The sequence below is a fragment of the Nocardiopsis kunsanensis DSM 44524 genome (assembly GCF_000340965.1).
GTDB lineage: Bacteria > Actinomycetota > Actinomycetes > Streptosporangiales > Streptosporangiaceae > Nocardiopsis > Nocardiopsis kunsanensis.
On sequence record NZ_ANAY01000028.1, the window covers coordinates 1 to 26,402 of the forward strand.

22 protein-coding genes, 1 tRNA gene and 3 pseudogenes are annotated in these 26,402 nt (G+C 67.7%); 10 read left to right on the plus strand and 16 right to left on the minus strand.

Annotated elements, in window-relative coordinates; genetic code table 11:
- Window positions 1-92 precede the first annotated feature (92 nt).
- Window positions 93-338, plus strand: a pseudogene (locus D456_RS25815) (transposase); the annotation flags it as partial.
- A 250-nt stretch (window positions 339-588) separates the two neighbouring features.
- Here D456_RS25815 and D456_RS0117105 read toward each other — a convergent pair.
- Together D456_RS0117105 and D456_RS0117110 are read right to left on the minus strand one after the other, a co-directional pair.
- Window positions 589-1,053, minus strand: a complete 465-nt coding sequence (locus D456_RS0117105; protein ID WP_017577403.1) for a DoxX family protein — start codon at window positions 1,051-1,053, stop codon at window positions 589-591.
- Between the two features lie 138 nt (window positions 1,054-1,191).
- Window positions 1,192-1,674: a MarR family winged helix-turn-helix transcriptional regulator gene (locus D456_RS0117110; RefSeq protein ID WP_017577404.1), complete on the minus strand. Its 483-nt coding sequence runs from the start codon at window positions 1,672-1,674 to the stop codon at window positions 1,192-1,194.
- 182 nt (window positions 1,675-1,856) lie between these two features.
- Here D456_RS0117110 and D456_RS0117115 point away from each other — a divergent pair, with 182 nt between their 5' ends.
- Entirely contained in the window at window positions 1,857-2,747 is an 891-nt protein-coding gene (locus D456_RS0117115; RefSeq protein WP_017577405.1) for a hypothetical protein, read from the plus strand.
- 64 nt (window positions 2,748-2,811) lie between these two features.
- Here the strand turns inward: D456_RS0117115 and D456_RS0117120 are convergent, their stop codons facing one another.
- Window positions 2,812-3,249: a MarR family winged helix-turn-helix transcriptional regulator gene (locus tag D456_RS0117120; protein WP_230479968.1), complete on the minus strand. Its 438-nt coding sequence runs from the start codon at window positions 3,247-3,249 to the stop codon at window positions 2,812-2,814.
- A 318-nt stretch (window positions 3,250-3,567) separates the two neighbouring features.
- Between D456_RS0117120 and D456_RS0117125 the strand changes: the two genes are divergently transcribed.
- Together D456_RS0117125 and fmdA are read left to right on the plus strand one after the other, a co-directional pair.
- Complete coding sequence (locus D456_RS0117125; protein WP_017577407.1) at window positions 3,568-3,840, plus strand: hypothetical protein; 273 nt, start codon at window positions 3,568-3,570, stop codon at window positions 3,838-3,840.
- A 37-nt stretch (window positions 3,841-3,877) separates the two neighbouring features.
- Window positions 3,878-5,134, plus strand: a complete 1,257-nt coding sequence (gene fmdA, locus D456_RS0117130; protein ID WP_017577408.1) for a formamidase — start codon at window positions 3,878-3,880, stop codon at window positions 5,132-5,134.
- Window positions 5,135-5,240: 106 nt separating this feature from the next.
- Here the strand turns inward: fmdA and D456_RS0117135 are convergent, their stop codons facing one another.
- Window positions 5,241-6,518, minus strand: a complete 1,278-nt coding sequence (locus D456_RS0117135; RefSeq protein ID WP_017577409.1) for a L,D-transpeptidase — start codon at window positions 6,516-6,518, stop codon at window positions 5,241-5,243.
- Window positions 6,519-6,839: 321 nt separating this feature from the next.
- On the opposite strand from D456_RS0117135, the gene D456_RS0117140 reads away from it, so the two are divergent.
- Both D456_RS0117140 and D456_RS0117145 read left to right on the plus strand, forming a co-directional pair.
- The gene (locus D456_RS0117140; RefSeq protein WP_017577410.1) at window positions 6,840-7,163 is read left to right on the plus strand and encodes a DMT family transporter; all 324 of its coding nucleotides are present in this window, start codon (window positions 6,840-6,842) and stop codon (window positions 7,161-7,163) included.
- A 14-nt stretch (window positions 7,164-7,177) separates the two neighbouring features.
- Complete coding sequence (locus tag D456_RS0117145; protein WP_017577411.1) at window positions 7,178-7,750, plus strand: TetR/AcrR family transcriptional regulator; 573 nt, start codon at window positions 7,178-7,180, stop codon at window positions 7,748-7,750.
- A gap of 171 nt (window positions 7,751-7,921) precedes the next feature.
- Here the strand turns inward: D456_RS0117145 and D456_RS0117150 are convergent, their stop codons facing one another.
- The 6 genes and pseudogenes from D456_RS0117150 to D456_RS24415 form a co-directional block, all read right to left on the minus strand.
- Complete coding sequence (locus D456_RS0117150) at window positions 7,922-9,922, minus strand: ABC1 kinase family protein (RefSeq protein WP_017577412.1); 2,001 nt, start codon at window positions 9,920-9,922, stop codon at window positions 7,922-7,924.
- Window positions 9,923-10,275: 353 nt separating this feature from the next.
- Window positions 10,276-11,910: a D-alanyl-D-alanine carboxypeptidase/D-alanyl-D-alanine endopeptidase gene (gene dacB, locus D456_RS0117155; protein WP_017577413.1), complete on the minus strand. Its 1,635-nt coding sequence runs from the start codon at window positions 11,908-11,910 to the stop codon at window positions 10,276-10,278.
- A 192-nt stretch (window positions 11,911-12,102) separates the two neighbouring features.
- Window positions 12,103-14,259: an ABC transporter ATP-binding protein gene (locus tag D456_RS0117160; protein ID WP_017577414.1), complete on the minus strand. Its 2,157-nt coding sequence runs from the start codon at window positions 14,257-14,259 to the stop codon at window positions 12,103-12,105.
- Window positions 14,256-15,170, minus strand: a complete 915-nt coding sequence (locus D456_RS0117165) for an ABC transporter permease (RefSeq protein WP_017577415.1) — start codon at window positions 15,168-15,170, stop codon at window positions 14,256-14,258. Before D456_RS0117165 ends, D456_RS0117160 begins: the two co-directional genes overlap by 4 nt.
- Complete coding sequence (locus tag D456_RS0117170; RefSeq protein ID WP_017577416.1) at window positions 15,163-16,173, minus strand: ABC transporter permease; 1,011 nt, start codon at window positions 16,171-16,173, stop codon at window positions 15,163-15,165. The genes D456_RS0117165 and D456_RS0117170 overlap by 8 nt, the downstream gene beginning before the upstream one ends.
- A 90-nt stretch (window positions 16,174-16,263) precedes the next feature.
- Window positions 16,264-17,963, minus strand: a pseudogene (locus D456_RS24415) (ABC transporter family substrate-binding protein).
- Window positions 17,964-18,644: 681 nt separating this feature from the next.
- Between D456_RS24415 and D456_RS0117180 the strand changes: the two are divergent.
- The gene (locus D456_RS0117180; protein ID WP_017577418.1) at window positions 18,645-19,103 is read left to right on the plus strand and encodes a hypothetical protein; all 459 of its coding nucleotides are present in this window, start codon (window positions 18,645-18,647) and stop codon (window positions 19,101-19,103) included.
- 98 nt (window positions 19,104-19,201) lie between these two features.
- Window positions 19,202-19,822: a rhomboid family intramembrane serine protease gene (locus tag D456_RS0117185; protein ID WP_017577419.1), complete on the plus strand. Its 621-nt coding sequence runs from the start codon at window positions 19,202-19,204 to the stop codon at window positions 19,820-19,822.
- 105 nt (window positions 19,823-19,927) lie between these two features.
- On the opposite strand, the gene D456_RS0117190 is transcribed toward D456_RS0117185, so the two are convergent.
- From D456_RS0117190 to dcd, 5 genes are all read right to left on the minus strand, one after another.
- Window positions 19,928-20,860 (minus strand): glycine betaine ABC transporter substrate-binding protein, encoded by a 933-nt coding sequence (locus D456_RS0117190; protein WP_017577420.1) that lies wholly within the window; start codon window positions 20,858-20,860, stop codon window positions 19,928-19,930.
- Window positions 20,861-21,019: 159 nt separating this feature from the next.
- Complete coding sequence (locus D456_RS0117195) at window positions 21,020-21,955, minus strand: glycine betaine ABC transporter substrate-binding protein (protein ID WP_026115962.1); 936 nt, start codon at window positions 21,953-21,955, stop codon at window positions 21,020-21,022.
- 61 nt (window positions 21,956-22,016) lie between these two features.
- Window positions 22,017-23,243, minus strand: coding sequence for an ABC transporter permease (locus D456_RS0117200; RefSeq protein ID WP_017577422.1), 1,227 nt, complete (start codon window positions 23,241-23,243; stop codon window positions 22,017-22,019).
- Window positions 23,240-24,238 (minus strand): quaternary amine ABC transporter ATP-binding protein, encoded by a 999-nt coding sequence (locus D456_RS0117205; protein WP_017577423.1) that lies wholly within the window; start codon window positions 24,236-24,238, stop codon window positions 23,240-23,242. Before D456_RS0117205 ends, D456_RS0117200 begins: the two co-directional genes overlap by 4 nt.
- Window positions 24,239-24,669: 431 nt before the next feature.
- Window positions 24,670-25,257 (minus strand): dCTP deaminase, encoded by a 588-nt coding sequence (gene dcd / locus D456_RS0117210; RefSeq protein ID WP_017577424.1) that lies wholly within the window; start codon window positions 25,255-25,257, stop codon window positions 24,670-24,672.
- Window positions 25,258-25,455: 198 nt separating this feature from the next.
- On the opposite strand from dcd, the gene D456_RS0117215 reads away from it, so the two are divergent.
- Together D456_RS0117215 and D456_RS0117220 are read left to right on the plus strand one after the other, a co-directional pair.
- Window positions 25,456-25,529, plus strand: a tRNA-Gly gene (locus tag D456_RS0117215).
- A gap of 429 nt (window positions 25,530-25,958) precedes the next feature.
- Window positions 25,959-26,183: a hypothetical protein gene (locus D456_RS0117220; RefSeq protein ID WP_017577425.1), complete on the plus strand. Its 225-nt coding sequence runs from the start codon at window positions 25,959-25,961 to the stop codon at window positions 26,181-26,183.
- Here D456_RS0117220 and D456_RS27570 read toward each other — a convergent pair.
- Window positions 26,138-26,376, minus strand: a pseudogene (locus tag D456_RS27570) (cell division protein FtsK); the annotation flags it as partial. The gene D456_RS0117220 and the pseudogene D456_RS27570 sit on opposite strands and share 46 nt — an antisense overlap.
- Window positions 26,377-26,402: the final 26 nt, after the last annotated feature.

Sequence of the window (26,402 nt, forward strand, 5' to 3'; positions counted from 1 at the left end):
CCGCACAGCTTGACCTGTACTCACACAGAGTCACCGATCATTACTCGGAAAGGCTCAGTCCTTCGAACCGCGCCCGACGCGGGCTACCTGTGTGGTCGCGCAGCCTTCCCTCGGCCCCGTCGTCGGTGACCGTGATCAAGGACGCCGCCGGCCGGTACTTCGCGGGTTTGGTCGTGCAAACCCACGACCAACCGCTTCCGGAGACCACACCCGAGGTCGGTATCGATCTCGGGTTGAGGCACTTCGCGGTGCTCTCGACCGGGGAGAAGGTCGCCAACCCCCGGTTCCTGCGCCGGGCCGGAAAGAAACTGCGGACACGACGCTCCCGTTGTCGGAGGTTGGGCACCCGGGGGATGGGGGACATTCCCAGAACACCGGATCCAAACAACACGGCGTTTATTGGGTTCGACTCTATGTATTTACCCCCGAACAACCCCGAGGCCACCATTCGGAGCCGACAGAAAGCGGATTGTTATCGCGAATTAATGGTGATACCTGTGGACATTGTTCTTCATGGGGAGAGAGGAAAAGAAGAGGGTCGCGCACCGGCTTCGGTGCGCGACCCTCCGGGCATTCGGTCCCGGCCGTTCAGGCGGTCACCGTTTCCCGCTCTGCGGCCGGGGTCTCCTGCTTCCGGGAGCTGCGCTCGCTCCAGGGCAGCGGCAGCAGACTGTCGAGCGCGAGGCGGCCGCCGGAGAACCCGAGGGCGAGGGCGGCCAGGCCCAGGACCATCGGGAGCTCGTAACCTCCGACGAGCGGGTCCCCCACGTGCGCGAAGGCGAGCGCGGACCCCATCATCGCGGCCAGGACGACACCGGTGACCGGGAGCAGGAGGCCGACGACGAGCGCAGCACCGAACCCCACCTCGATCACGGCCCCGACGAGCGCGGCGGCCTCGGGCACGGGCACACCCATGGCCTCGAAGCCCGCTGCGGTACCACCGGGGTCGGTGGCCTTGGGCAGGCCGTGGGCGATGAGGACGGCACCGACGGCGGCACGTGCGGCCAGGGCCGTGATGTCGTGGACCTTGGACATGAACGGACGTCGGGACATCGGTTCTCCTGCTTCGTGATCGGGCTCTACTCAGGACGCACTCAACACTTGAGGGCGCAATATTTTCCTAGGAAACTATAGGGTACCGACCGTCCCCAGCCGTTCGGGGCACGATCCGTAGTGGCGCTCCACACCCGGTCAGCGTGTGTACCGGGGTTCGGTCTCCTCGGGGTCGAGAGCATCCAGCAACGCCGCACTGATCCCGTCGAGCTGGCTCACCTGTTCAGGGGTCAGGGCATCGAACAGCACCCGGCGCACCTCCTCGACGTGCCCGGGGGCCGCGGCTCCGAGGACACCGAACCCGTGGTCGGTGATCTCGACGACGGTGGTGCGGCGGTCGCCCCGACGTTTGAAGCGGCGGACCAGGCCCTCGCGTTCCAGGCCGGAGACCGAGTGCGACATCCGGCTCTGGGACGCACGCAGGTAGGCAGCCAGGGCGCTCATCGTCATCGCGCGCTCGGGTGCCTCCGACAGCGCCGCGAGCGTGGAGTAGGCCGAGTGCGAGATCCCCGAGTCCCGCCGCAACTGCCGGTCCAGTTGGGCCTCCAGCAGGTGCGACGCCGTCAGGAAGTTGCGCCAGGTCCACTGCTCGCCCTCGTCGAGCCACCGAGTGTCGGACATCCTGCCCGCTCCCTCACATCCTGCTGTGCACGGCCCCCCGGAACCCGGGCCCGGGCGTGCTGCAACGCTACCGGTCGGGCACCGGGGGCCGACCGCACCGACGGACGCGTGCTCCGGGGCCTCCCGAACCCTCCCGCCGTGGGTAATCTTCCTACGGCACGGGCTTTTCGGGAGGGATCGCGGTGGGCGTACGGGAAGCGGCCGGGCGGGCCGCACGCACCACGTGGCGGCATTACCGGGCGCTGTTGACGGCCCTTCTCATGCCGTTGCTCCCCGCCTTGTTGCTGGGAGCACTCACAGCCGCCGCACTGACCGCGCACGGGGCCATCACCAGCGGTCAGGCGCTCGTGTGGTCCTCACTTCCTCTGCTCACCCGGGTTTTCGCCGGTGCCGGGCTCGTGGCGATGCTGATCGGGGGACCGACCGCCGTGGGGTCCGCTGCGCGGGTGGCCGAGGACGCCGCACGGGGACATGGCCCCGACCTCGGCCGTGCGTGGCGTACCGGCTTCCGCCGCGCCCCGCTGACCGCAGGCGTGCTCGCGGCCCTGACCGCCCTGACCGCCGCAGGGCTGTGGGCCGCCACGCACCTGACCGTGCCGTGGGCGGCGGCGGTGTGGGTGTTCATGGCCGTGGCCGCGGCCCTGCTGTTGCGGCCGCCCCGGGTCCCCGCCCGCCAGGGTGCGGTGCTCGCCCTGGCGGGCATCGTCCCGTTGGCCCCGGCCGTGCCGGCGGCGCAGGCCGACCTCGGCCTCGGGCTGCTGTGGGTGCTGGCGGTGACCCCTTGGACGGCGGTGATGCTGCACACGTCCCCGTACCCCGCGCGGACCGGGCCGGCCCCGCGTGCGGCTCATCCGGTCCCGGCACCGCTCCTGGCGGCGCTCCTGGCCACGACCCCGCTCATCAGCCCCGGACCACCCTGGGTCGGACCGGCCTCGGCCGAACCCGTGGCGGCCTCCGCGACCACCGCCGAGGAACACGCTTCACCGCTGGGACCGGCACCCGGCCCGGGCCCGGACAGGGGCTGGGTGCTGCACATCGTGTGCCCGCCCCTCTGCGGCTCGTACCGCGGCTGATCCCGGGCACGGCCCGGAGGCAGGGAGACACGCACGCGGCTCGGGCACAGGCCCGCCCCGGGGCTCAGGCCGTGTCGGCCCGCCCGGCCACCGGACCGAGCATCCGCACCAGACGCCCGTGGTCGGTCTCGTCGAGGGTGTCGATCTGCTGGGTCTGTGCCTGTTCGACCTCGCCGGAGAGCTGTTCGCGCACTTCGAGGCCGCGTTCGGAAGCCCCCAGGACCACACGCCGGCGGTCGGTGTCATCGATGGAGCGGTAGGCCAGTGCCCCTGCCACCAGTCGGTCGGCGACGCGGGTGGCGGTGGCCCCGGCCAGGCTCAGTTCCTCACACAGGGCGGCCATCGGCAGGGGCCCGGAGCCGGCCAACAGATCGAGCATCCGCCACTGGTCGACGGTGAGCCCGCGTCCGCGTACGGCTGCGGCGGCTCCGCGATCGAGGCGGGTGGCGACCCTGCGGAGGAAGAGCGCATCGAGGCCGCTCGTCATGGTGTGTCGACTCATGGTGCCCGTGTTCCGTCCCTTGCCCGAACCCTGACCATTCGGGAAGCTTTCATTCGGGGCGAATTTAGCATCCCCGGCACCGGCGGGCGCACCCAGGGCGTACATCGCACGAACGGGACCGTGGCCGCCCGCCCGGAGACCGCCGGACACATGTGCCGCGCCTGCGCTGCCGGGTGCGCCCGGCGCGGACGGCCCGGGTTCCGAACCCTCACGCATTTCCGGGGCATCCCGGCAACGGCCTTCCCGTAGGGCACAGGGCCACCCCTTGCCCCTTCATTCCAAGTGGTCTATTTTCATCTGAAAGGGAATGAGGTTGGCATGGCCGCATACCTGTACCGATGCCCCGAACGGCACGAGACCACCGAACACGCACCCATGGGCGAGGCACCCGCGAGTGTGGAGTGCAGGTGTGGGGCCCGCGCCGCCCGGGCCTTCACCGCACCCATGGTGCGCTCCCTACCGCGAACGGCCCACCGCATGCGCGATGCGGCCGTGGAGAGTTCGGAGCAACCCCGCATCGCCCGCCGCGCAGCCGGAACACCCGCGCCTGCACCGGCCGGTCCCAGACACTCGCTCCTCCCCCGCGCCTGACCCGTGTCCCGAGTCCGCTCACAGGAAGGCCGCTGCCATGCCCGAGGTGCTCTTCAGCCACGACCCGTCCCGTCCCATGGCCCGACAGGCCGTGCCCGGACACAACCGTTTCCATCCGGACGTACCTCCCGCCGCGACCGCCCGCCCCGGCCAGGAGTTCCGCATCGAGTGCCGGGAGTGGACCGACGGCCAGATCGGTGACAACGACTCCGCGAACGATGTACGCGACGTCGATCTCGACAATTCCCACATGCTCAGCGGCCCGGTCCGTGTGGAGGGCGCCGAACCCGGTGACCTGCTGATCGTGGACATCCTCGATCTCGGCCCGATCCCGCAGGAGACCTCGGGGAAGGGGCCGGTCTGCGGCCAGGGCTGGGGCTACAGCGGCATCTTCGCCAAGGTCAACGGCGGCGGGTTCCTCACCGACCACTACCCGGACGCCTACAAGGCCGTATGGGACTTCAGCGGCCAGGTCGCCACCTCCCGCCACGTGCCGGGGGTGGAGTACACAGGCATCACACACCCCGGCCTCATGGGGGTGGCACCCTCACCGGAGCTCCTGGAACGCTGGAACCGGCGCGAGCGCGCACTCATCGCCACCGACCCCGAACGGGTGCCGCCGCTGGCACTGCCGCCCCTGGCGTCCGGAACGCTGGCCGGCAACGCCGAGGGCGAGCTCCTGGACCGCATCGGCGCGGAGGGCGCACGCACCGTGCCACCGCGTGAGAACGGTGGGAACCACGACATCAAGAACCTCACCCGGGGATCACGGGTCTTCTACCCGGTGCACGTTCCGGGTGCGCTGCTGTCCGTGGGCGACCTGCACTTCAGCCAGGGCGACGGGGAGATCAACTTCTGCGGCGCGATCGAGATGGGCGGCTTCATCGACCTTCGCGTGGAGGTGGTCAAGGGCGGCATGGAGACCTATGGGGTACACCGCAACCCGGTCTTCCAGCCCGGCCGGGTCGCACCGCAGTACTCGGAGTACCTGACCTTCATCGGGGTGAGTGTGGACCACCGCGACGACACGAACCTGTACATGGACGCGACCGAGGCCTACCGCAACGCCTGCCTCAACGCGATCTCGTACCTGACGAAATGGGGGTACACCGGCGAGCAGGCCTATCTGATCCTGGGGACCTCGCCGATCGAGGGCCGCATCGGCGGTGTCGTGGACATCCCCAACGCCTGTTGTGCGGTCTACCTGCCCACGGAGATCTTCGCCGAGGACATCCGCCCGGGTGCGGGCGGGCCGGTGTTCAAGGACCGCGGCCAGGTCGCCGTCACGAGCTGACCCCGCCCCGGCCGCCGGCTGCCCGCGGTGGGCACCCCACACACGAGGCGGGGGCCACGGAACCGCTGTTCCGTGGCCCCCGCCGGGCGTCGGGTCCCGGGGTCGCTCAGAGGTCCTCTCCGTGGACCGGCCCGGGGGTGCCCGAGCCGTCGGTGACCTGGGGCTCCCCGGTCTCGCTCTCCTCGAGCCACTCTTCCCACGACTTCTGCCAGTAGCCCCAACCGTTGTTCCACGCGAACTCGCGGTCGGTGCCGGTGGTCTCGACGACATCGCCCATCAAGGTGTTCTCGAAGAACCACCGGGCGTCGTCCATGCGCAGGTTGGTGCACCCGTTGGAGGTGTTGGCCGAACCGATGTTGCCGTTGGAGGACATCTCGTGGATGAACTCGCCGCTGTTGGAGGTACGGACGGCGTACTGGACGTCGAGGCGGTAGTAGCCGGGGTCACCCTCGTTGATGCCGAGGGTGGCGGAGTCCATCGTGAGGGTCTCGTAGCGCTCCATGAGGACGTGGGTCCCGCTGGAGGTGGTGTCGAAGTTGCGGTTGGCAGCGCCGTTGCTCACCTCGAAGGTGCGGTCGTGCTCACCGTCGATCTCGATCTCCATCTCGTGGTCGGGCACGTGCATCGTCGCGATGAGCTCACGGCCGACCTCGAAGTCGAAGGCGTAGTTGCGGTTGCCGTAGACACCGTCGGCGGACTCGACACCGGCGAGGTTGAGGTCGACACTCACCTGCTGATGGGGCTCCCAGTACTCCTGGGGGCGGAAGACGGCCATCTGGTCGTCGACCCAGTTCCACGCACCCTCGATCTCCTCCTCGGACTGCACGTCCATGGAGTTCTCGACCTCGACCTTGTTGGTCACGGGACGGTCGAAGTTGATGATGACAGGCATGCCAACACCGACGGTGTCGCCGGAGTTCGGGAAGTTGGAGGTCAGGCCGAGGCGCTGGCCCTCGGGGGCGGCTTCGGTGGTGAACTCGTGGACGAGCTCGCTCTCCTCGCCGTCCCCGTTCTCAGCGGTGGCAGTGACGACGACCTCGGCGCCGGGACGCAGGTTCCAGTCGCTGACCCACTCGGTGTCGTCCTCGTTGAGGGATCCGCTCATCTCGTAGAGGGACTCGTCCTCTTCCTCGCTCTCCTCACCGACGGACTGGTCGATCCGGACGTCGGTGATGGAACCTCCGTCGGAGGTGACAGTGACCGGGGAGTTGGGCGGGAGGTTCTCCTCACCGTCACCGGGGGCGATGGCGATCTCGGCGGGGGCGGCCTCGTCACTGCTCTGCGTCTCGGCGTCCCCGGAAGTGCAGGCAGTCGCCATCAGTGCCAGCGATGCCAGCACGGCACCGAACCGGCGCGGGCGGGCCGCGTAGGTCTTCCCCGTCACGTCTGGACCTCCATGAATCGTCTCGAACGCCGTGTCCCAGTATTGGACGCACGAGAGCGGAAAAGGTTCGGGCCTCGTTCGTATCGGTATCGAGCAGTTACCGACAATCCTGCGGATCCGGTCCTCGGAACCGCTGACGATACACCCTGGGGGTACTGGGGGTACATGTCAGGATCTCAGGATATGTGGCGGACCTGCCCCTGTTGGACACGTTGCACCCGCTTCCCCCGCTCCCCCCGAGACCATAGAATGTGGAGCGTTCGAACAAGTTTATCGGGAAAGCTGAGCGATCGCTCAGGATGTTTCGGAAGGGGCTTCATCATGCAGTGGGTCTTCCTGGTGGGCGCGATCGCCGCGGAGGTGTTCGCGACCACCTCACTCAAGTTCTCCGAGGGCTTCACCAAACTGCTGCCCTCGGTCTTCGTGGTCGTGGGGTACGCCACCGCGTTCTTCCTCCTCTCCCAATCGTTGGTCAGGGGCATGGAGCTCGGTGTCGCCTACGGTCTGTGGGCGGCCCTGGGTGTGGCCCTCGTCGCCACCATCGGGGTCGTGTTCCTGGGTGAGTCCCTCACCTGGGTACAGACCGGCGGCATCGCCCTCCTCATCGCCGGAGTGATGGCCCTGGAAATGGGCGGACAGCACTGAACCCCGGAGGGAACGTGAACACCGACCCCGAGCACATCCAGGACGGCCGCCGACGCAAGGGCGAACAGCGCCGACAACTGCTGGTGGAGGCGACCATGCGTGTCATCGAACGCGACGGGGCCGGCTCGGTGAGCCAACGCCGCGTCGCCGCCGAGGCCGGGGTCCCGCCCAGCTCCGTCACCTACTACTACGACTCCGTCGACGACCTTCTCGTGGCCACCCTGACCCGGGTCAACGACTCCTACGTCGAACTGGTCGGCACTATCGGCACCGGGGACGAGGGGCTCGCCGCGCTGGCCCGCATCATCGCCCCCGCCGACGAGGAGGCCCACGCCCACCTGGTGGCCGAGTGCGAGCTCTTCCTCATGGCCGCCCGGCGCCCGGCCATGCGCACGGAGATCGAACGCTGGTCCGCCACGCTCGATGCCTTCTTGGCCCCGTACACCACCGACACCGTCCAGCGCACCGGCGTGTCCAACGCCATCGAGGGGATGTTCCTGCGCGGGGCCTACTCGGGCACCTCCGCTCCCGGGGCCGAGGAGGTCCACCGGGTGCTGCGGCGCCTGCTCGACCGTCCCGAGCAGTGATCCGGGGCCGGCCGCAGTGCCGGCTCCGGCAGCCGTCAGTGCTCCTGGGGCACCGCTGAGCACCGTCAGCGCTCGTGAGAGCACCACCGCCCGGTTCGCGGGGGTGAGGGATCGGGGCCGAGGCCTTCGTGCTCAGGTCCATACCGGCCGATCCGCACACAGGCACCCGGTTCATCGTCTTCGGTCGGTGTTGTCACGAGCCACACCCACCAACAACCTCAACATCATCAGCCCCGCCGAACCCAACAACACCCACGCGGCCACCTCCAGCACCTGCGCCTGGATCGACATCTCCACCCACGTCGTCCGGGTGCCGTCGGTCGCGATGAACAGCCCCACCGACATCAGCCCGGTCACCACCGACAACACCATGAGCACCATCCGGGTCACGATGTCGCGCATGGTCCGGCGATCGTCGGGGTGGGCGAAAGGTCGCACCTGCACCGTGAACCGGCCCCGGTGGAGTTGGTCGGTGATGCGGTCGATCCTGCGCGGCAACCGGCGCAGCGTCGGCAGCATCGCCATGACCTCACCCATCGCCTTGTCCCTCAGGTCCTTGGGGCTGACCCGCTCGGCCACGCGCGCGCTCACGAACCGTTTCGCCTCCCCCACGGCATCGAACCCCGGGGACAGGCGGACCAGTGTGCCCTCCACCGTCGCCAGGGCCCGGAAGACCGCCGCCAGCTCCCCCGGCAGCGCCAGCCCGAACCGGGTGACGATCAGGAGCAGCTCGCTGAACATCCGCGCGTGGGCCGTGGTCCCGGTGTTGAGGTAGCGGACCATGAACTGCCCCAGTGAACGCCGCAGCCGCTCGGGGTCGATCCCGTCGGCGTCGGTGGCCACGTCCAGGAGTGTGTCGGTGAGCAGCACTGCGTCGGCCCGGTCGATGGCCAGCATCATCAGCTGGAGCGCCTCACGGGTGTGTCCGTCCAGTCGACCCACCGACCCGTGGTCGAGCAGTCCCACCTCGCCGCTGTCCAGCAGGAAGATGTTGCCCGGATGGGGGTCGGCGTGGAAGATCCCCTTGATCAGCATCTGGTCGAGCAGGCACTGCAGGAGCTCGTGGGCGATGCGGTCGCCGTCCATGTCGGCCGGATCGACCGCGCTGATGGGGGTGCCGTGGAACCGTTCCATGACCAGCACCCGCCGGCTCGTCCAGGCCTCGTGCACCCGCGGGACACGCACCGGCGTCCCCACGGACGCCTCGGCCATCGCGGCGATGCTGGTGGCCTCCACCTCGAAGTCGAGTTCCTCGCGCAGCGACTCGGCGAACCGGTCGGCCAGGTCCACGACCCCGATCGCCGGCCCCCAGTCGGTGTGTTCGTGGAAACGGCGTGCCAGGCGGCAGATGATGTCGAGGTCGCGGTGGACCACCGGGGCGATCCCGGGTCTTTGCACCTTGACCACGACCTCCTCCCCGGTGTGGAGGCGGGCCGCGTGCACCTGGCCGATGGAGGCCGCCGCCAGCGGGACCGGGTCGAGCTCGGCGAAGAGTTCGTCCAGGGGGCGGCCGAGTTCGTCCTGGATCCGGGAGCGGACCGCATCGAAGGAGACCGGCGCGACCTCGTTGTGCAACCGCCCGAGCTCCTCCACGAAGACCGGCGGCAACAGGTCCCTGCGGGTGGCCAGCGCCTGCCCCAGCTTCACGAAGACCACCCCGGACTCCTCGAAGGAGCGCGCCAGCGACCGGGCCAGGCGACGCTGGGTGGAGGCGTCCTTACCGCCGTCGCGGTTCCCACCCACGTAGCTCCAGAGGCCGTGCCGGGCCAGGATCCAGGTGATGGTGCGGTAGCGCCGCACACGGCCGGCCCAGTCCTTGACCGCCAGGGCCATCGCCAACGGCCGTACCCGGGTCCCGCGCGGCAGCACCAGCTCGGTGGTGACGAAGGCCAGCATCGCCAGGGCGGCCATGACCACGTACACCACGACCACGAAACCGGGTTCGTAGGTCCCGATCCGCTCCTCGGCGGCCCCGAAGGAGCCGTAGTAGAGCACCACCGCGGCGACGCTGCCCAGGAGCATGCCCAGCATCCCGGCGAACAGGAGCCTGGGCAGGCTGAAGGGCACACCCATCATGCGGCTGGCCAGCAGGCCCAGCAGAAGCAGGATCGGGACGAACACGAGGACGGACAGGAGTTGGCCGATCCACGCGCCGATGTCGGGCAGAGCCATACGCACCTTCCGGGTGGTGACACGCCCCGCTCCGGGGCGCAGGGGGGTGGGGTGTGCGGGGCACACGGCCGGAGGGTCGACCGGGTCTCGGGCCCGAAGGGGCGGCCCGGCTCGCGAGGGGTCGGTGTTTCCTCCGATTCCACCCTGCCAGCCTCGGACAGGTGGCAACAGCCCTGCGGAGTGAGCTGTGGACAACTGCTCCCCGGCCGCCACGGACACGCGGCCACCAGGCATGTTCCCCGATCCTCGAAAGCACGCGGGCACGGGTCGGGCCCCGGGACGCTCATGGTGGTCTCCAGAGGTCGCCGGGGCCCTGTCGTCGGTACGGGGCCCGCCTCAGCGCGGGCGTGCGGTCAGCAGGTGTCCGCCCAGGAGCACTCCAGCTCGCCCCCGGAGGGCTCCCCCGCGCGCAGCGGGACCACAGTGGTGCCGGCCTCGTGGCCCAGGTGCTCGGCCACGGCGACACCGATCGCGTCCTGCACATGGGTGGGGGCGGCGCCCCCGTGCCCGTTGTTGACGACGCTGAAGACCAGCTCACCGCCGCCGGGGGCGGGAACGTACCCGGACAGCGCGCTCACCCCGCTCAGGGTCCCGGTCTTGGCGGTCAGGACCCCTTCGGCCGCGCTTCCTGCCATCCGCCCGGACAGAGTGCCGCCCACGAGCGGGTCCTCCACACCGGCCACGGGCAGGGAGTCGCGGAAGTGCCCGCTCCAGTCGGCTTCCCGGACCCGGGTCAGCAGCTCGCCCGTGGTCGCGGCGGTGACGAGGTTGCTCCGGGACAGGCCCGATCCGTCGTTGAACACCAGGTCGCCGGTGTCCACACCGATCCCGTCGAGGGCCTGCTCGGCCTCGGCGAGCCCGGTCTCCCACGTGCCTTCACCTGCGGCCTCCCGGCCGATCTCCTTGACGAGCATCTCGGCGTGGGCGTTGTTGCTGAACTTCATGGACGGGACGAGGATCCGGCTCAACTCGGGTGAGGTGTGTCCGGCCAGTTCGAGCGGGTCGTCCCAGTCCCCGGGCAGCTGGCCGTACTCCAGGTCGCCGCGTACCTCGACGCCGTGTTCGGCCAGCGCCTCGGCGAAGAGGTGGCCGGCCAGACCGGCGGGTTCGTCGACGGTGCGCAGGACCCGGAAGGGGTCGGCGTCGGCCGGGAGGGACCCGGTGACCTCGATGGTGTTGGTGCCGGTGGGCCGGTCGACCCGGAGCGTGTCCTCGCTCCCGGGTGCTCCGGTCCCGGCGTTGTTGTCGAGTCCGGCGTATCCGTCGGCGGCGCCGAGGCCGACGGTGACGGGCTCGCCCTCGGAGGCGGGACGGACCTCGATCTCGGTGACACCGGTGTCGAATCGGTCCCCGTGGGCGACGGTGAGCGCGGAGATCTGTGCGGAATAGGCGAAGGGCTCGTCCTCCTCCCACCAGTCTCCGACGAGGCGCTGATCGTCGAACCGGCTGTCGTCGGCGAGCAGGTCGCCCTCGACCACTTCCACCCCAGCCCCGGCCACGTCGGCGGCGAGGGTGTCGAGGTCGTCCGGGGACAGGACCGGGTCCCCGCCGCCGACCAGGTGCAGGTCCTGGACGGTTCCGGGGGCGCCCTGACCGTCCTCGGCCACCACACGTGTCTCGAAGGTGTGGTCGGGACCGAGGATCTCCAGCGCCGCGGCGGCGGTGAACATCTTCATGTTGGAGGCCGGCAGCAACTGTGTGCCCGCATCTTCCCGGTAGAGGACCTCGCCGGTCCCGGGATCCTGCACCAGGACGCCGGAGGTGGCACCCTCCAGTGCCGGGTCGTCGAGGATCGTGTCGATCCTCTCGGCCAGCTCCGCGCTCCCGGGGCCGGGGGCCGTGTCGGCATGTGCCGCGGGGGCCGCGATCGGGGTCAGGAGGACGAGGGGTGCGGCGGCGACGGCGGTCACCGCCGACCAGGTGCACTCACGTCGGGGGTGGGGGGCGGGGGCACGGCGGATGCGGTCCGGTGACGGAACGTGTCTCATATGTCTCCTCGGAGTCACCGACGAAGCCACGAAGGTACATCCGGAAGCGTCCGGACGCCAGGATTCCGCGCCCTTATGGGGCGATATCGCCCCTGATGTACGGGCAGTTCCTCCGTTTTCGGCCCCGTACAGAACGCAGGGCCGGGGCAGAGGAGAACCCCCGCCCCGGCCCCGGACCGGCACCACGCCGACTCAGAGGAGCTCGACCACCTCCGAGTAGTGGCAGGCGTCGCGGTGGCCCGAACCGCGCTCCAGCAGTCCCGGCACCTCCTGCACACACTTCTCGCGTTCGGTCTTCGAGAGGTCCTGGGCGAACTTCGGGCACCGGGTCCGGAAGCGGCAGCCGGACGGCGGGTCCGCGGGGCTCGGCACGTCGCCGGTGACCACGATGCGCTCACGCGTGCGTTCCTTGACCGGGTCGGGCAGCGGGATCGCCGAGATGAGCGCCTGCGTGTACGGATGCGCGGGTGCTTCGAAGAGCTGGTCGGTCGTGGCCGTCTCCACGATCTTGCCGAGGTACATCACCGCGACCCGGTCGGCGATGTGTTTGACCACCGACAGGTCGTGCGAGACGAACAGGTACGACAGTCCCAGCTCCTCCTGGAGGTCCTCCAACAGGTTGATCACACCCGCCTGGATCGACACGTCCAGGGCAGAGACCGGCTCGTCCAGCACCAGCACCTTCGGGTTGAGCGAGAGCGCACGCGCCACACCGATGCGCTGGCGTTGCCCGCCGGAGAACTCGTGCGGGTACCGGGAACCGTGCTCGGGGTTGAGCCCGACCAGTTCCAGCAGTTCCTTCACCCGCTTCTTCGCGTCCCCGTTACGGGTGCGGTGGATCAGCATCGGCTCGGCGATGATGTCGGCCACCGTCATCCGCGGGTCCAGGGAAGCGAACGGGTCCTGGAAGACGATCTGCAGGTCGCGGCGCAAGGGCCGCATCTGCTTGTCGGACAACCCCTGCAGCGGTTTGCCCATGTAACTGACCCTGCCCGAGGTCGACCGGATGAGGTTGAGCAGCAGGCGCGCGGTCGTGGACTTGCCGCATCCGGACTCGCCCACCAGCGCGAGGGTCTCGCGCTCGCGCAGTTCCAGGGAGATCCCGGAGACCGCCTGGACGTCGCCGACCTTGCGCTTCAGCAGGCCCTTGGACCGGATCGGGAAGTTCTTGACCAGGTCCTCGGCCCTCAACAACACCTCGGGGTCCCCCGCGGCCCCCTGCTCAGAACGCTCGGTCTCCTCGCCGGAACCCTTCCCCGCCTCCCGGAACAGCGCCTCGGGCCGGATCCCGGCGCCCAGCTCGTCACTGAAGTGGCAGGCCGCGACGTGTGCGGCGGCGTCCTCCGGCCGGGGAGGGACACGGTCGCCGTTGTCGAGGGTGCGCAACAGCACCGGTTCCTCCGTGTGGCACACGTCCCGTGCCATGGGGCAGCGGGGCGCGAACGCACACCCCCGCGGCAGGTTCATGAGGGAGGGCGGGGTACCGCCGATGGGGGCGAGGCGTTCGGCGCGTTCCTCGTCCAGCCGGGGCAGCGACCCCAGCAGGCCCAGGGCGTAAGGCATCTGCGGCCGGTAGAAGACCTCCTCCACCGGCCCGGACTCCACGATGCGCCCGCCGTACATGACGGCGACCCGTTCGACCTGGCCGGCGACCACACCCAGGTCGTGGGTGATGAGCACCAACGCCGCACCGGTCTCCTTGCGGGCGGACTGCAGGGCGTCGAGCACTTGCGCCTGAACCGTCACGTCCAGGGCGGTCGTGGGTTCGTCGGCAATGATGACATCGGGGTTGTTGGCCATCGCGATCGCGATCACCACACGCTGGCGCATACCGCCGGAGAGCTCGTGCGGGTACTGCCGCAGCCGCTGGCCGGGGGAGGGGATCCCCACGATCTCCAGCAGCTCCCGCGACCGTTCCCAGGCCCTCTTCCTCCCCACGTCGTTGTGCGCGAGTACCGCCTCGGAGATCTGGAACCCGATCGTGTAGACGGGGTTGAGGGAGGTCAGCGGGTCCTGGAAGATCATCGCGATCTTCTTGCCGCGCACCTTGCTGATGGCCTTGTCCGGCAGACCGAGGATCTCCTCGCCCATGAGCCGGACCGAGCCGTCGATCCGTGTGTTCTTGGGCAGCAGGCCCATGATCGCCATCGAGGTCACCGATTTGCCCGACCCCGACTCCCCCACGATGCCCAGGGCCTCGCCCCGGCGCAGTCTGTAGGAGACCTCGCGGACCGCCGGAAGGGAACCGTCCTCGGAGGGGAAGGTGACGTTGAGCGCGTCGACCTCCAGGACCGTGTCGCCGTGCGAGGACACGTCCGTCTCTGCGTTGCTCATGTTCTCAGTCGTCATCGCCGCACCATCGTCTGTTTCGGATCGAGCGCGTCCCGCAGGCCGTCACCGATGAAGTTGATCGTCAGGCAGATCAGCACCAGCAGCACACCCGGCGGGTAGAAGGTCCACGGTCGGGTTGAGACCGCCGTGCGGGCCTCGCCGATCAGCTGGCCGAGCGAGATGTCGGGCAGCTGGATCCCGAACTGGAGGAAGGACAGGCCCGCCTCCATGAGGATCGCGATCGCCACGAGCAGGGTCGCCGCGACGATGATCGGCCCCGCCGCGTTGGGCAGCAGGTGGCGGAGGATGATCCACGGGGCGGAAGCTCCGGAGGCCTTGGCCGCCTCGATGAATTCCTGTTCCCGCAGGGACAGGACCACACCACGGACCACACGGGCGATCTGTGCCCACGAGAACAGGGCGATGATGATCGCGATGGTGGACCAGGTGGTGCCGCCCTTGGTGTTGCCCGCCAGCGCCGCGACCGCGACCAGCGGCGGGACGATGAGGAACACGTCCACGATCCGCATCATCATCGCGTCGGTCCGGCCGCCGTAGTAACCGGCCGTGGCACCCCACAGGGAACCGAACGCGGTGGCGCACAGTGAGACGGTCAGCGCGACCTTGAGGGTCTGTTGGGCGCCTCGCATGAGCTGGCCGAGCACGTCGTGACCGGCCGAGGAAGTGCCGAGCGGGTGCGTGGAGTCCGGGGGCTGGTTGCTGAGGATCTCCGAGGAGACCCTGTGGTCCCACATCCAGAAGAAGGGTCCGATGAAGGCGAAGGCGGCGATGACGATCAGCACGAACAGGCTGATCATCGCCGGCCGGTGCCGGACGAACCGTCGGACGATGGTCTGCAGCTGGGTGCGGTCGGCCGCCGACCGCTGCGCGGTCCTGCCGGGGGCGGTGGTGGGCGTGCCGTTACTCATAGCGGATCCTCGGGTCGAGCACGCCGTACAGCAGGTCGGCGATGAGGTTGGCCAGGATGACCATGAAGCCGCTCAGCAGCAGCCATCCCATCAGCGCGTAGGAGTCGTTGTTCTCCACGGCGGTGATGAAGAAGTCTCCGAGACCCCGCCACTGGAAGACCGTCTCGGTGAGGATCGTGCCGTCGATGATGCCGGCGACACCCAACGCGAACACGGTCGTCAGGGGGATCAGGGCGGTACGCAGCGCGTGGCGGCGGATCACCACCTTGTCGCGCAGCCCTTTGGCCCGGGCCAGGCGGACGTAGTCGCTGTTGAGGACCTCCAACATCGACGTGCGCTGGTACCGGCTCCAGGAGGCGAAGCTGGTCAGCATCAGCACCAGGGTCGGTAGGGCCATGTGGGCGAACGCGTTGACGAACTGGTCCCAGGGTGGTGCGCCCTCGGCGCCGTAGCGCCCGTCGCCGATGGTTTTGAAGAGGTTCTCGCCGATGAGCTGATTGATCTCCACGCCGGAGGCCTGGACGATCCCGGCGAGCCAGAAGGTCGGCATGGCCAGGCACAGGAAACCGACGAAGGTCAGTGTGTAGTCGAGCTTGGAGTACTGGCGCATGGCGCTCACTGCACCGGCGATGATGGCCAGGCCCAGCGCGAGCAGCATCGCGATGCCGACCAGGCGGAGCGTGGTCCACAGCCGTTCGGCGATCTCCGGTCCGATCTCGTACTGCTGCCCCTGGGTGGAGGGGCCGAACTCCCCCTGCAGCAGGCCGATGTTGCCTTCGCCGCCGATCCCGGTGACCCAGAGCCAGTAGCGCTCGGGCATCGAGCGGTCCAGGTAGAGGCGTTCGGCCTCCTGCTCGATGACTGCCTCGGGCGGGGGCGGGGTCGCCGTCCGTAGCTCGAGGAGTGGGTCTCCGGAGATGTCGACCATCACGAACGTGAGGATGGATGCGAGGACCAGGACGGGTATCGCGCCCACCAGCCGCCGCATCGTGTAAACGAGCATGGGTGTGATCCTTCGAGGATGACGAGGACCGGCCCGGCCCGGGCGGGGGTGTTCCTGGGCCGGGCCGAGTGGGCCCTGACGGGCCGGTGCCTACTGGTCGGCCAGGGTCCACTCACCGATGTTGTAAGTGGCGCGGTAGCTGGAGTTCAGGTTGTCGTGCACGTTCTCCAGCCGCTCGTCGGCGAAGAAGTAGTTCGGATCGGCCATGAGCGGCATCACGTAGGCCTCGGGGACGAGGACTTCCATGGCCTGGTTGGCCTTGTCGGCAGCCTCATCGAGGCTCGAGGCGTTGGTGACCGCCTCGGTGAGCTCGTCGACCTCGTCGTTGGCGTAGCCGCCGAAGTTGCTGCCGCTCTCGGAGTGCCAGAACTGTTCCGGGTTGGTGGCGAACCAGGGGGAACCGGACCAGCCGAACTGCACGATGTCGTAGTCGGCCTCGGCGGTCATGGTGCCCAGGTCATCGGTCATGTCGATGTTGGCGGTGATACCGATCTCGGCGAGCTTCTGCTGGATCAGCTGGACCGAGGTGTTGCGCACGCTGGAGTCGGTGCTGCGCAGGCTGAAGGGGCCGACCTCCTCGCCGTCGAGGGTGAGCTGGTCGCCCTCGATCTCGTAACCGGCGTCCTCGAGGATCTCGGTGGCGGCGTCGATGTCACCGGTGCCCTGGGTCTCGTCCTCGTAATGGTCGACGAAGTACTCGCTGTCGTTGCCGAAGATGTGGTTGTTCTTCAGCTCGTACTCGGGGTAGCCGGCCTCGTAGTTGCGGCTGGCGATGTCGTCGCGGTCGATCGCGGTGAAGATCGCCCGGCGCAGTTCGACGTCCTGGAGCGCCTCGACTTCCAGGTTGAAGGACAGGTGCTCCCAGGTCGAGCCCTCGTCGATGCCCATGTTCGCGTTGTCCACACCCTCGAGTTGGGTGAAGACGTCCTCGTTGTAGTCCGCGGGGTTGGCGCCGTCGATCTCGTCGTTGACGAAGGCGTTGTAGAAGGTGCCCTCGTCGTCGTTGAACGGCATCCGGATGCGGTCGAGGCCTGGCTCGTCACCCCACCACTCGGGGTTGGGCTCCTTGATGACCTCAGTGTTCAGGTCTCCCTCGACGATCTGGTACGGGCCGCCCGACCACTCGGGCATGGTGCTGTGCAGCCACTCGTAGTACTCACCGAGCTGAGCCGGGTCGTCGATGTCCCACCCGTTCTCCTCGGCCAGGTGCGCGGGCAGGAAACCGCCGGCGACGCTGTGGGCGTCGAAGACACTTTCCCACTCGGGGTCGGCCAGCCCCTCCTTGAGGCGGATGGTGGCGGTCTGGCCGTCGGTCTCGATCTCCTCGATCTTGTCGGCGCTCATGGTGCCTCGGGAGTCGCAACCCTCGCAGTAACCCTCGTCCGGCGAGGCCGACATCATCCAGGTGGCCCTCAGGTCCTCCCCGCTCATCGGGGTGCCGTCGCTCCACACGGCGTCCTCGTCGAAGGTGAACTTCCACTCGAAGGGGCCCTCGTCGGGGTCGTCGTTGACGAGCTCGGGCTCCTCGGCGAGCACGTCCATGTTGTATTCGTACTCGCCCTCGGGGTTCCACTGGCCGGTGTAGGGCAGCACCCCGGAGAGCATCTGGACGACATAGACACTGCCGCCGGCAATGCTGACGGCCTGCCAGGCGGACGGGAGGCTGTTGATCACCCACGTGGCCTGTCCGGTCCGCTGTCGCCGCCACCCTCACCGGAGCAGCCGCTCGCGAGCATCGCCACTGATGTCGCGGCCGCGGCCAGAGCCAGCGTTTTCCTGCGTTTGTGCATTGATGACACCTTTGATCCGTGAAACGACCCGTTCTCGCGGCGAGGCACACTTCTGCACACTCGCCGAACTTAGGCGATTAGTCGCACACGACACCATTCAGCGAAATGTATGTATAGCCCCAATGCCGGATTCGTGACACATCCGCAACCCGCTCGCGCCCATCGGCCCCCGACAGCGAACATGGGATCCCCAGGGCCGAAACAGCGGCGTTTCCGCAGACCACCAGAGATACAGCCACATCCGCGCCCTGGATTCGGCCACCGCAGAGAAATGCACCCGACGATCCTTGCGTCAACAGTGCTTACCTTTCTCCTCGGCCTTTTTTTCACGGAGAAAAGCCGAATAGTGACGCAGAGAGAAGCAGGCATAAGAGACAAAACACGCATAAGGTAATTTTAGTCACCCACACATCGCCTCACGCCGAACCTGACACATCATCGGCAGATCTGACCACTCAATCATCCCATCTATCTCTGGGTTTCCCACAAAACAGACAAAAGGAATTAAGTGCGACAAAAGATCACAGAGCGTGTCCGCAAACGAGCCCCCGGGATGACCGAAACCAGGAATGCCACCCGACCCGAGCCGTTAGGATCGACGCGCAGGACCACCCCCGCTGCCGCCCCCACTCAGCGCAGCGCCCACCGAGAGAGGTTCGCGTCGTGCCCGAGACAGTCCGCATGGCCTGCCCCGCAGGCCGCAAACACGTGGAGCTGTGGTCCGGTTACACTCTGTTCGTGCTCGCGGTGCTCACCGTCGTCCTCGACCCGGCGCACTGGGCGAACATCGTCCTCGGCCTCCTGCTCGCCCTCCTCGGCGCCGCACTGATCGTGCACGGCCACCGCATCCAGGCGCCCGTCATGGAGTTCGACACCGAGGAGTTCCGTTACACCCTCGGCCACTACAGCGTCAGCGTGGTCCTCGAGGAGATCGGCTCCTACCACGTGCTCCCCGGGCGCACCCGCTCCCTCGGCCTGCGCGACAACACCGGACGGCCCATGCGTTTCCCCTCGCTGCACAACCGGCGCACCGCACGTTCCTACCTGCCACTGACCGGCATGACCGACCCGGGTCGCGTCGAGATGTTCATGGCCGCCGCAGGGATCCCTCCACGGGACCGCTCCCTCACCCAGCACTGAAACACCCATATCGGGCTTTTCCTGTCATCTCAGCCCATTGCGTCACACACACCACATGCGCATGCTCGACCGGAGCCGCGTGTTCTACCCTCGATGGCGTGAAGGAGTCCAGAATCACCGCCATCGTGACCGTGGCCGGCATGCTCGCCGCCATGTGGGTCTTCGAGCTGATCGACAGCTTCCTGATGTTCGGCCAACTAGACCGCGCCTTCGGCCTGCGTGCCTGGAACCTCGACTCGCCCTGGACCGTGCTCACCGCGCCGTTCATGCACGGAAACCTGGAGCACCTGCTCGGCAACTCACTGCCGTTCCTGGTCCTGGGCTCACTCGTCGCTTTCAGCGGACTGGGCAGGTTCCTGCTCACCTCGCTCGTGATCGTCCTGGTGAGCGGCGTGGGCGTGTGGCTGTTCAGCACCCCCCACAGCCTGACCGTCGGTGCCAGCGGCCTCGTCTTCGGCTACTTCGGCTACACGGTCCTACGCGGCGTCATCGAACGCAAGACCGTCGACATCGTCATCATGATCTGCGTGGTCCTCTTCTACGGAACGATGATCTGGGGTGTGCTGCCCCAGTACCCCGGTGTCTCCTGGCAGGCCCACCTGTTCGGCTTCATCGGCGGCCTGGCGTCGGCCTACATGCTGCCCCGACGCGACGCACGGCGCGCACGGATCGATCCCGGTCAGGAGGGCGGCGCCCAAGGGCGTTACTACGGCATCTGAACCGGCCGCCCCTGACACGACGACGCGGGCCGCTTCCCGTCCGGGAAGCGGCCCGCGCTCATATGGCGAGAGCCCGGTTCAGCGACCGCACGCGCAGAGCCGGGATCAGAACATCAGCCCTGCGGCGTCCGCGCCCAGGGTGCGCTCCAGGAACTGGGGGTTGGCGCCCAGCCAGACGCGGGCGCCCTCCTTCGGGGCGTCCTCGTACCCGTCCAGGGCGAAGACCGCGAGCTCGGCGAGCTCCTCGTCACTCATCTGCCAGTTCTCGAGCCAGCCGGACAGGACCGGATACTCCTCGGTGAAACCGTCACGTCCCACCGCGTGCAGAGTCTCGGGCTCACCCATGAGGCCTTGGGGATCCTCGAGGTCCTTCAGGTCGTGCTGGGCGTAGGCCTGGTGCGGTCTCCACAGGGTCACCACGATCGGTTCCTGCCTGGTGACCGCGGATTCCAGCTCCTCCTGCATCCGGGCGTCGGAGGAGGTGACCAGTTCGAAGTGTTCGTCCAGGCCGTAGCCCGGCATGGCCTCGTTCTCGGTCTGCGCGGTCAGGCCGGCACCCGGGTCGATACCGACGATCCGGTTGCCGAGCTCATCGGCATGGCCGGGCAGGTCACCGATCTCGTCGACGTCCTCCATGTACCCGGGCACCGTCAACGTCAGGACCGCGTTGTCGTACCAGACGCCCAGGTCCTCGAGGTCGTCCCCGTACTCGTCCCAGTACTCCCCGTGGGTGTTGGGAAGCCAGGCGTCGAGGTAGGCGTCCGCTTCCCCGTTCTCCAAACTCTGGAAGACCGGTGCGGGGTCCATCTCGGTGACCTCGACTTCGTAGCCCTTCTCCTCCAGGATCACTTCCCACATCGCGGTGACCATGAGGGCTTCCTCCCAGGCCACCACCGCCAGCTCGATCTCCTTGGGATCCTCAGCAGCCTCCTCGGTGTCACTGGTGGGGTTCTGGCCGTCACCGCCACACGCCGTGAGCAGCAGGACACTGCTCATACCGGCTGCGGCCAACCCGAGCATGCGCTCATGGCTGAACATCGTGAGATTCCTTCTTCTCAAGGGACTCGGTGATCGGGGGGTCACTGAAACACCTGTGCACAGGAAGACCCGGTTCCCCCTAGACCGTTGCGCTCGACAGCCGCAGTCGGCGTTCAGGGGGAACCGGGCCTCAAGGAAACGGGCTGCGCCGGACCGGGATCAGAACTCCAGGCCCTCGGCGTCCTCGCCCATGGTGCGCTCCAGGAACTCGGGGTTCTCGCTCAGCCAGACCCGAGCGCCCTCCGTCGGCTCGTCCTCGTACTCCTCAAGGGTGAGGACCTCGAGCGCGGAGAGCTCCTCGTCGCTCATCTCCCAGTCCTCGATCCAGCCGGACAGAGACGGGTAGTCCTCGGAGAAGCCGGTACGGCCCATGGAGTGGAGGCTCTCGGTCTCACCCATGTGGCCCTCGGGGTCCTCGAGGTCCTTCAGGTCGTGCTCGGCGTAGGCCGGGTGCGGACGCCACAGCGTGACCACGATCGGCTCCTCCTCGGAGATCGCCGAGGCCAGCTCGGCCTGCATGGCCGCACCGGAGGAGGTGACCAGCTCGAAGTCCTCGTCCAGGCCGTAGCCCGGCATGGCCTCGTTCTCGGTCTGGGCGGTCAGACCGGCGCCCGGGTCGATACCGACGATCCGGTTGTCGAGCTCGTCGGCGTGGTCGGCCAGGTCACCGATCTCGTTGACGTCCTCCATGTACGCGGGGACCGTCAACGTCAGGGTCGCATTGTCGTACCAGGAACCCAGGTCCTCGAGGTCGTCCCCGTAGTCGTTCCAGTACTCCTCGTGAGTGGTGGGGAGCCAGGTGTCGAGGAACAGGTCGACGTCGCCGTTCGCGATGCCCTGGAAGGCCGGAGCGACGTCCACCTCGGTGAGGGTGACGTCGTAACCCTTCTCCTCCAGGATCGCCTCCCACATGTGGGTGACCGCGATGCCTTCTTCCCAGGCGATCAGCGCGATCTCGATCTCCTTGGCGTCCTCCCCGGCGCCACCGTTGTCGCCGGTCAGGTCCTGGCCGTCACCACCGCCACACGCGGTGAGCAGCAGGGCACCGCTCATGCCGGCGGCAGCCAGCCCGGTCATTCGCTTACGGCTGTACATACGGGTTCCTTCCCTCGGGGAATTTTGTGATTGTGCGGGGTTGTGGCTGTGTGCGGCCGGGTCAGACCGCAGCGGACTTCGGTCCGTTCTTGGTGACGGCCGCGGTCAGCCGGTCGAGGAAGATCGCCAGGATCACCACGGCGATACCGGCCTCGAAGCCCAGCGCACCGTCGTTGCGGGTGATGCCCTGGTAGACGTCGCTGCCCAGACCGCCGGCGCCGACCATGCCGGCGATGACGACCATGGACAGACTGAGCATGATGACCTGGTTGACGCCGGCCATGATCGTCGGCAGGGCCAGCGGCAGCTGGATACCGGTGAGGATCTTGCGGCTGGAGGCACCGAAGGCCTCGCCCGCCTCGACCAGTTCCTTGTCGATCTGGCGGATGCCCAGTTCCGTGAGGCGCACACCGGGGGGCATCGCGAAGACGATGGTGGCGACGACGCCGGGGACCGCGCCGATGGAGAAGAAGAAGATCGCGGGGATCAGGTACACGAACGCCGGCAGGGTCTGCATGAGGTCCAGGACCGGCTTCACGATCTTGCTGACCGTGTTGTTGTAGGCCGCCAGAACACCGATGGGGATCGCGATGACGACGGCGATGGCGCTGGCCACCAGGACCAGGCCGAGGGTGTCCATCGCGTTGTCCCACTGGCCCACCGAGGCGACCAGGGTCAGTGTCAGGACCGCGAACAGACCCATACGCCATCCGGCCACCACCAGGGCGAGCAGGCTCAGCAGCAGGATCGTCAGCAGCGACATGGGGGTGGTGACGACCATGGGCAGGACGAGCCAGCCCAGGAGGACCGCGACCAGCCAGCCGCCGGAGATCACCGCAGTGCGGATCCGGGTGCTCTTGTGCAACGCACCGAGAACCGTCACCGCGATCAGGAAGAGCAGTGAGATGCAGAAGTAGGCGTCGACGACCCCGGCGTCGAACAGGTTGACCGCCCACAGGAACAGGAAGGGCGGCATGCTGTTGATGATGGTGTTCCCGAGCTCGAACTGCATGTGCAGGATGTAGAGCAACGAGACCACGCCGACGATGATCGCCAACGGCAACCGCTTGGCCGAACGGACCAGGGGCGCGGCGATGAGCAGAGCGGCGATGAAGGCCAGCTGGCCGGCGGCCGGTTCCATGAAGAAACCGGACAGTACTTCGACGGCCCAGCGTACAAAAGCACCGATGGCGTCGAAGACGATGCCGAAGTTGGCCTTGAGCCACGCGTTACCGGCCTCGAACCAGTCGCCGATCGGGATCTCGGGCGGGAAAGCGACCTGACTCATCCCTGGTCCTCCTTCCCGGGTGCGAGGGCGGCAAGAACGGAACCACGGGACACCATGCCCAGGACCTCGCCCTCCTCGGACACGACACGGAGCTGATCGGCCGTGCTCATGTCGTCGTACAGTTCTGCGATCGGGGTGGCGGCGTCGACCTGGCGCGCTTCGGGGTCGGCGGCCGCGTCGGCGTCGATGGCCGAAGCGGCGGTCAGCACACGGGTACGGTCCACGTCCTCGATGAAGCGGGTCACGTACTCGTTGGCCGGCTTGTTCAGGATCTCCTCGGCCGTTCCGATCTGGGAGACACGACCGTCCTTCAGCACACAGATCCGGTCACCGAGGCGCATGGCCTCGTTCAGGTCGTGCGTGATGAAGATGATCGTCTTGCCCAGCTGCTTCTGCAGCTCCAGGAGCTGGGTCTGCATGTCCCGACGGATCAACGGGTCGAGGGCGCTGAAGGCCTCGTCCATGAGGATGATGTCGGTGTCGGCGGCGAGTGCGCGGGCCAGGCCCACACGCTGCTGCATACCGCCGGACAGCTGGTGCGGGAGCTTGTGCTCCCAGCCCTCCAGGCCGACCATCTCGAGATTGCGCATCGCCCTGGTCTCGCGCTCCTGTTTGGGGAGGCCGCGCAGTTCCAGGCCGTAGGCGGCGTTCTCCAGCACCGTGCGGTGCGGGAGCAGGGCGAAGTGCTGGAAGACCATGCTGACCTTCTCGCCCCGCAGGTTCAACAGGTGCTTCTTGCTCAGGGAGGTGATGTCGACGCCGTCGACCTCCACGGTGCCCGCGGTGGGTTCCAGGAGGCCGTTGAGCATCCGGATCAGGGTCGATTTCCCCGATCCGGAGAGGCCCATGACGACGAAGGTCTCTCCGGCTTCGACCTCGAAGGACACGTCGATGACGGCTGCGGTCACGTCGAGATCTGTGATGGTGTCACGGTGGCTGCCGTCGGAGAGTCGCTCGACGGCAGATCTCGACTGCTTCCCGAACACCTTGTACAAGTTGTCTGCGCGTACTGCTGGCACGGTCTCCTCTATGGGGCTGTCCCGACCGCGAGGCACGCACGGAGCCTGTGTTCACTCCCTACGTCGGACCCGCGGATACCGAGGGCAGCAGGCCTACGCAGAGCCCCCTGTGCGCACCAGCCAAGGCAGGGCCTGCTACCCGGTTCACGTCGGAGCGCCACCTTACCGATTTGTGAACGCACAGTTCAGGAGGTATGTCACCAGGAGATAACAGGTTTAACTGAGATAAAAGCCGTACTCCGACCTACAGCGGCGGTTGTGGATCCCACAAGGCGCCCGATCGTGATTTACGCCACTCCCGTTTTTACGGTGATATGCGTAACAATCATGCATAGAGGAGATATGAGGACAGTATGTGGCGGTCTATGACCGTACCGTAAACACGGTGAGCCGTGAAGGCACGCAGGTCAGTCTTCGGTTTCGATACGGGTCCGGATGAAGTTCTGGTGTGCACGCGAAGGTGTGGGCCCCCGTTGTCCCTGGTAGCGAGAGCCGTAGACCGCCGACCCGTAGGGGTGTTCGGCCGGTGAGGAGAGCCGGAACATGCACAGCTGTCCGATCTTCATGCCTGGGTAGAGCTTGATCGGCAGCGTCGCCACGTTCGACAGCTCCAGCGTCACGTGGCCGGAGAAGCCGGGATCGATGAAACCGGCCGTGGAGTGTGTGAGCAGCCCCAGGCGCCCGAGGGAGCTCTTGCCTTCCAGGCGGCTGGCGATGTCGTCGGGCAACGAGACCATCTCGTAGGTCGAAGCCAGCACGAATTCACCCGGGTGGAGTATGAACGATTCCTTCCCGTCCGTCTCCACCAACCGCGTCAGGTCCGGCTGTTCGGCCGACGGGTCGATGTGGGGGTACTTGTGGTTCTCGAAGACCCGGAAGAAGCGGTCCAGCCGGACATCGATACTGGAGGGTTGGACGAGGCCGGGATCGAAGGGGTCGAGCTTGACCCGGCCGGAATCGATTTCGAACCTGAGATCACGATCGGAGAGCAGCACGCTCCGAACTTACCGCTGTGCCGACACCCCGGACGACCTCGGTCGACGCACCGCTCTTCCGCCCCGGTGCGGGCAGGTTCCCATCGCCCCGCACGAGCCGGCGCGACTCGGACCGGCGGACCGAGTTGCCGACGGGGGCCGAACGTGGGCTAGGATGAGTCCTGTTGCCGACCGGGGCCACGCACCCGGCACGACGACGCGGATGTAGTTCAATGGTAGAACTTCAGCTTCCCAAGCTGATAACGCGGGTTCGATTCCCGTCATCCGCTCCAGACAGACGCAAGGCCAGGTCGTTCGAGGTTCTTCGAACACCTGGCCGTTCGTGTTTCCGGGGCCGTTCGCCCGGCGGCGTGCCACGCACGCGCCCCATGGGCGAGCCCCGGGCGCAGTGGCGATCGGTCGGTGAGGCGTCCCCGTCCGCACCGTTGCGCTCGAGTTCCCCGGCGCCCCTCTCCCCCGGCGCCCCTCTCCCCCGGCCCCACCGGCGAAGGTGTTACCCGTGTTCCGGGGGTCGAGAAGGGGGACGCTCGCCGGGCCTACCACCACGCAGACGTCCGCCCGATACTTCTGGGGGGTTGCGCGCACCACTCGACCCGTGTGCTCCTACTCGTAGGGCAGGGGTTGTGCAAGCCGCTCGGACCGGGTGCTCCTGCCAGTGGACATGGGCATCACAGAACCTCCGGTCCGGATGAAGGACACCGTTGAACAGCTATTACGCGGGCTGGATGAACCTGGTTCTTGGCCTGCTGTGGGCGGGATGGGGCATCACCCGGTTTTTCCTGGTCGGGCCCTCGATGGACTTGGTGTGGCACCTGTTCATGGCACTGGCTTTTTCGGGGATCGGGCTCTTCTGGTTCCGCGACCATCGGTACGAGCAGCATCAGGAAACCTCCTCATCCACGGATCCCGAGGAGCCCACCGCGTAGCTTCCTGCCATGGCGGCGATGTCGTCATCAGAGACGAACGCGGCCCGTACCCGGGCGGGAGGTTGTGAGGTCTCCAGCAGCACATAGGCCACCCCGGGGAGAGTGGGGCCGATCAGGTGCGCCTCAGCCCCGCGTTCACGCGCACCTTCCCGAGGACCGTGTCGACCCGCGAGGCCTCGTCCGGTCGCAGGGCTCGGCTGATGACGTGCGCAGATCCCG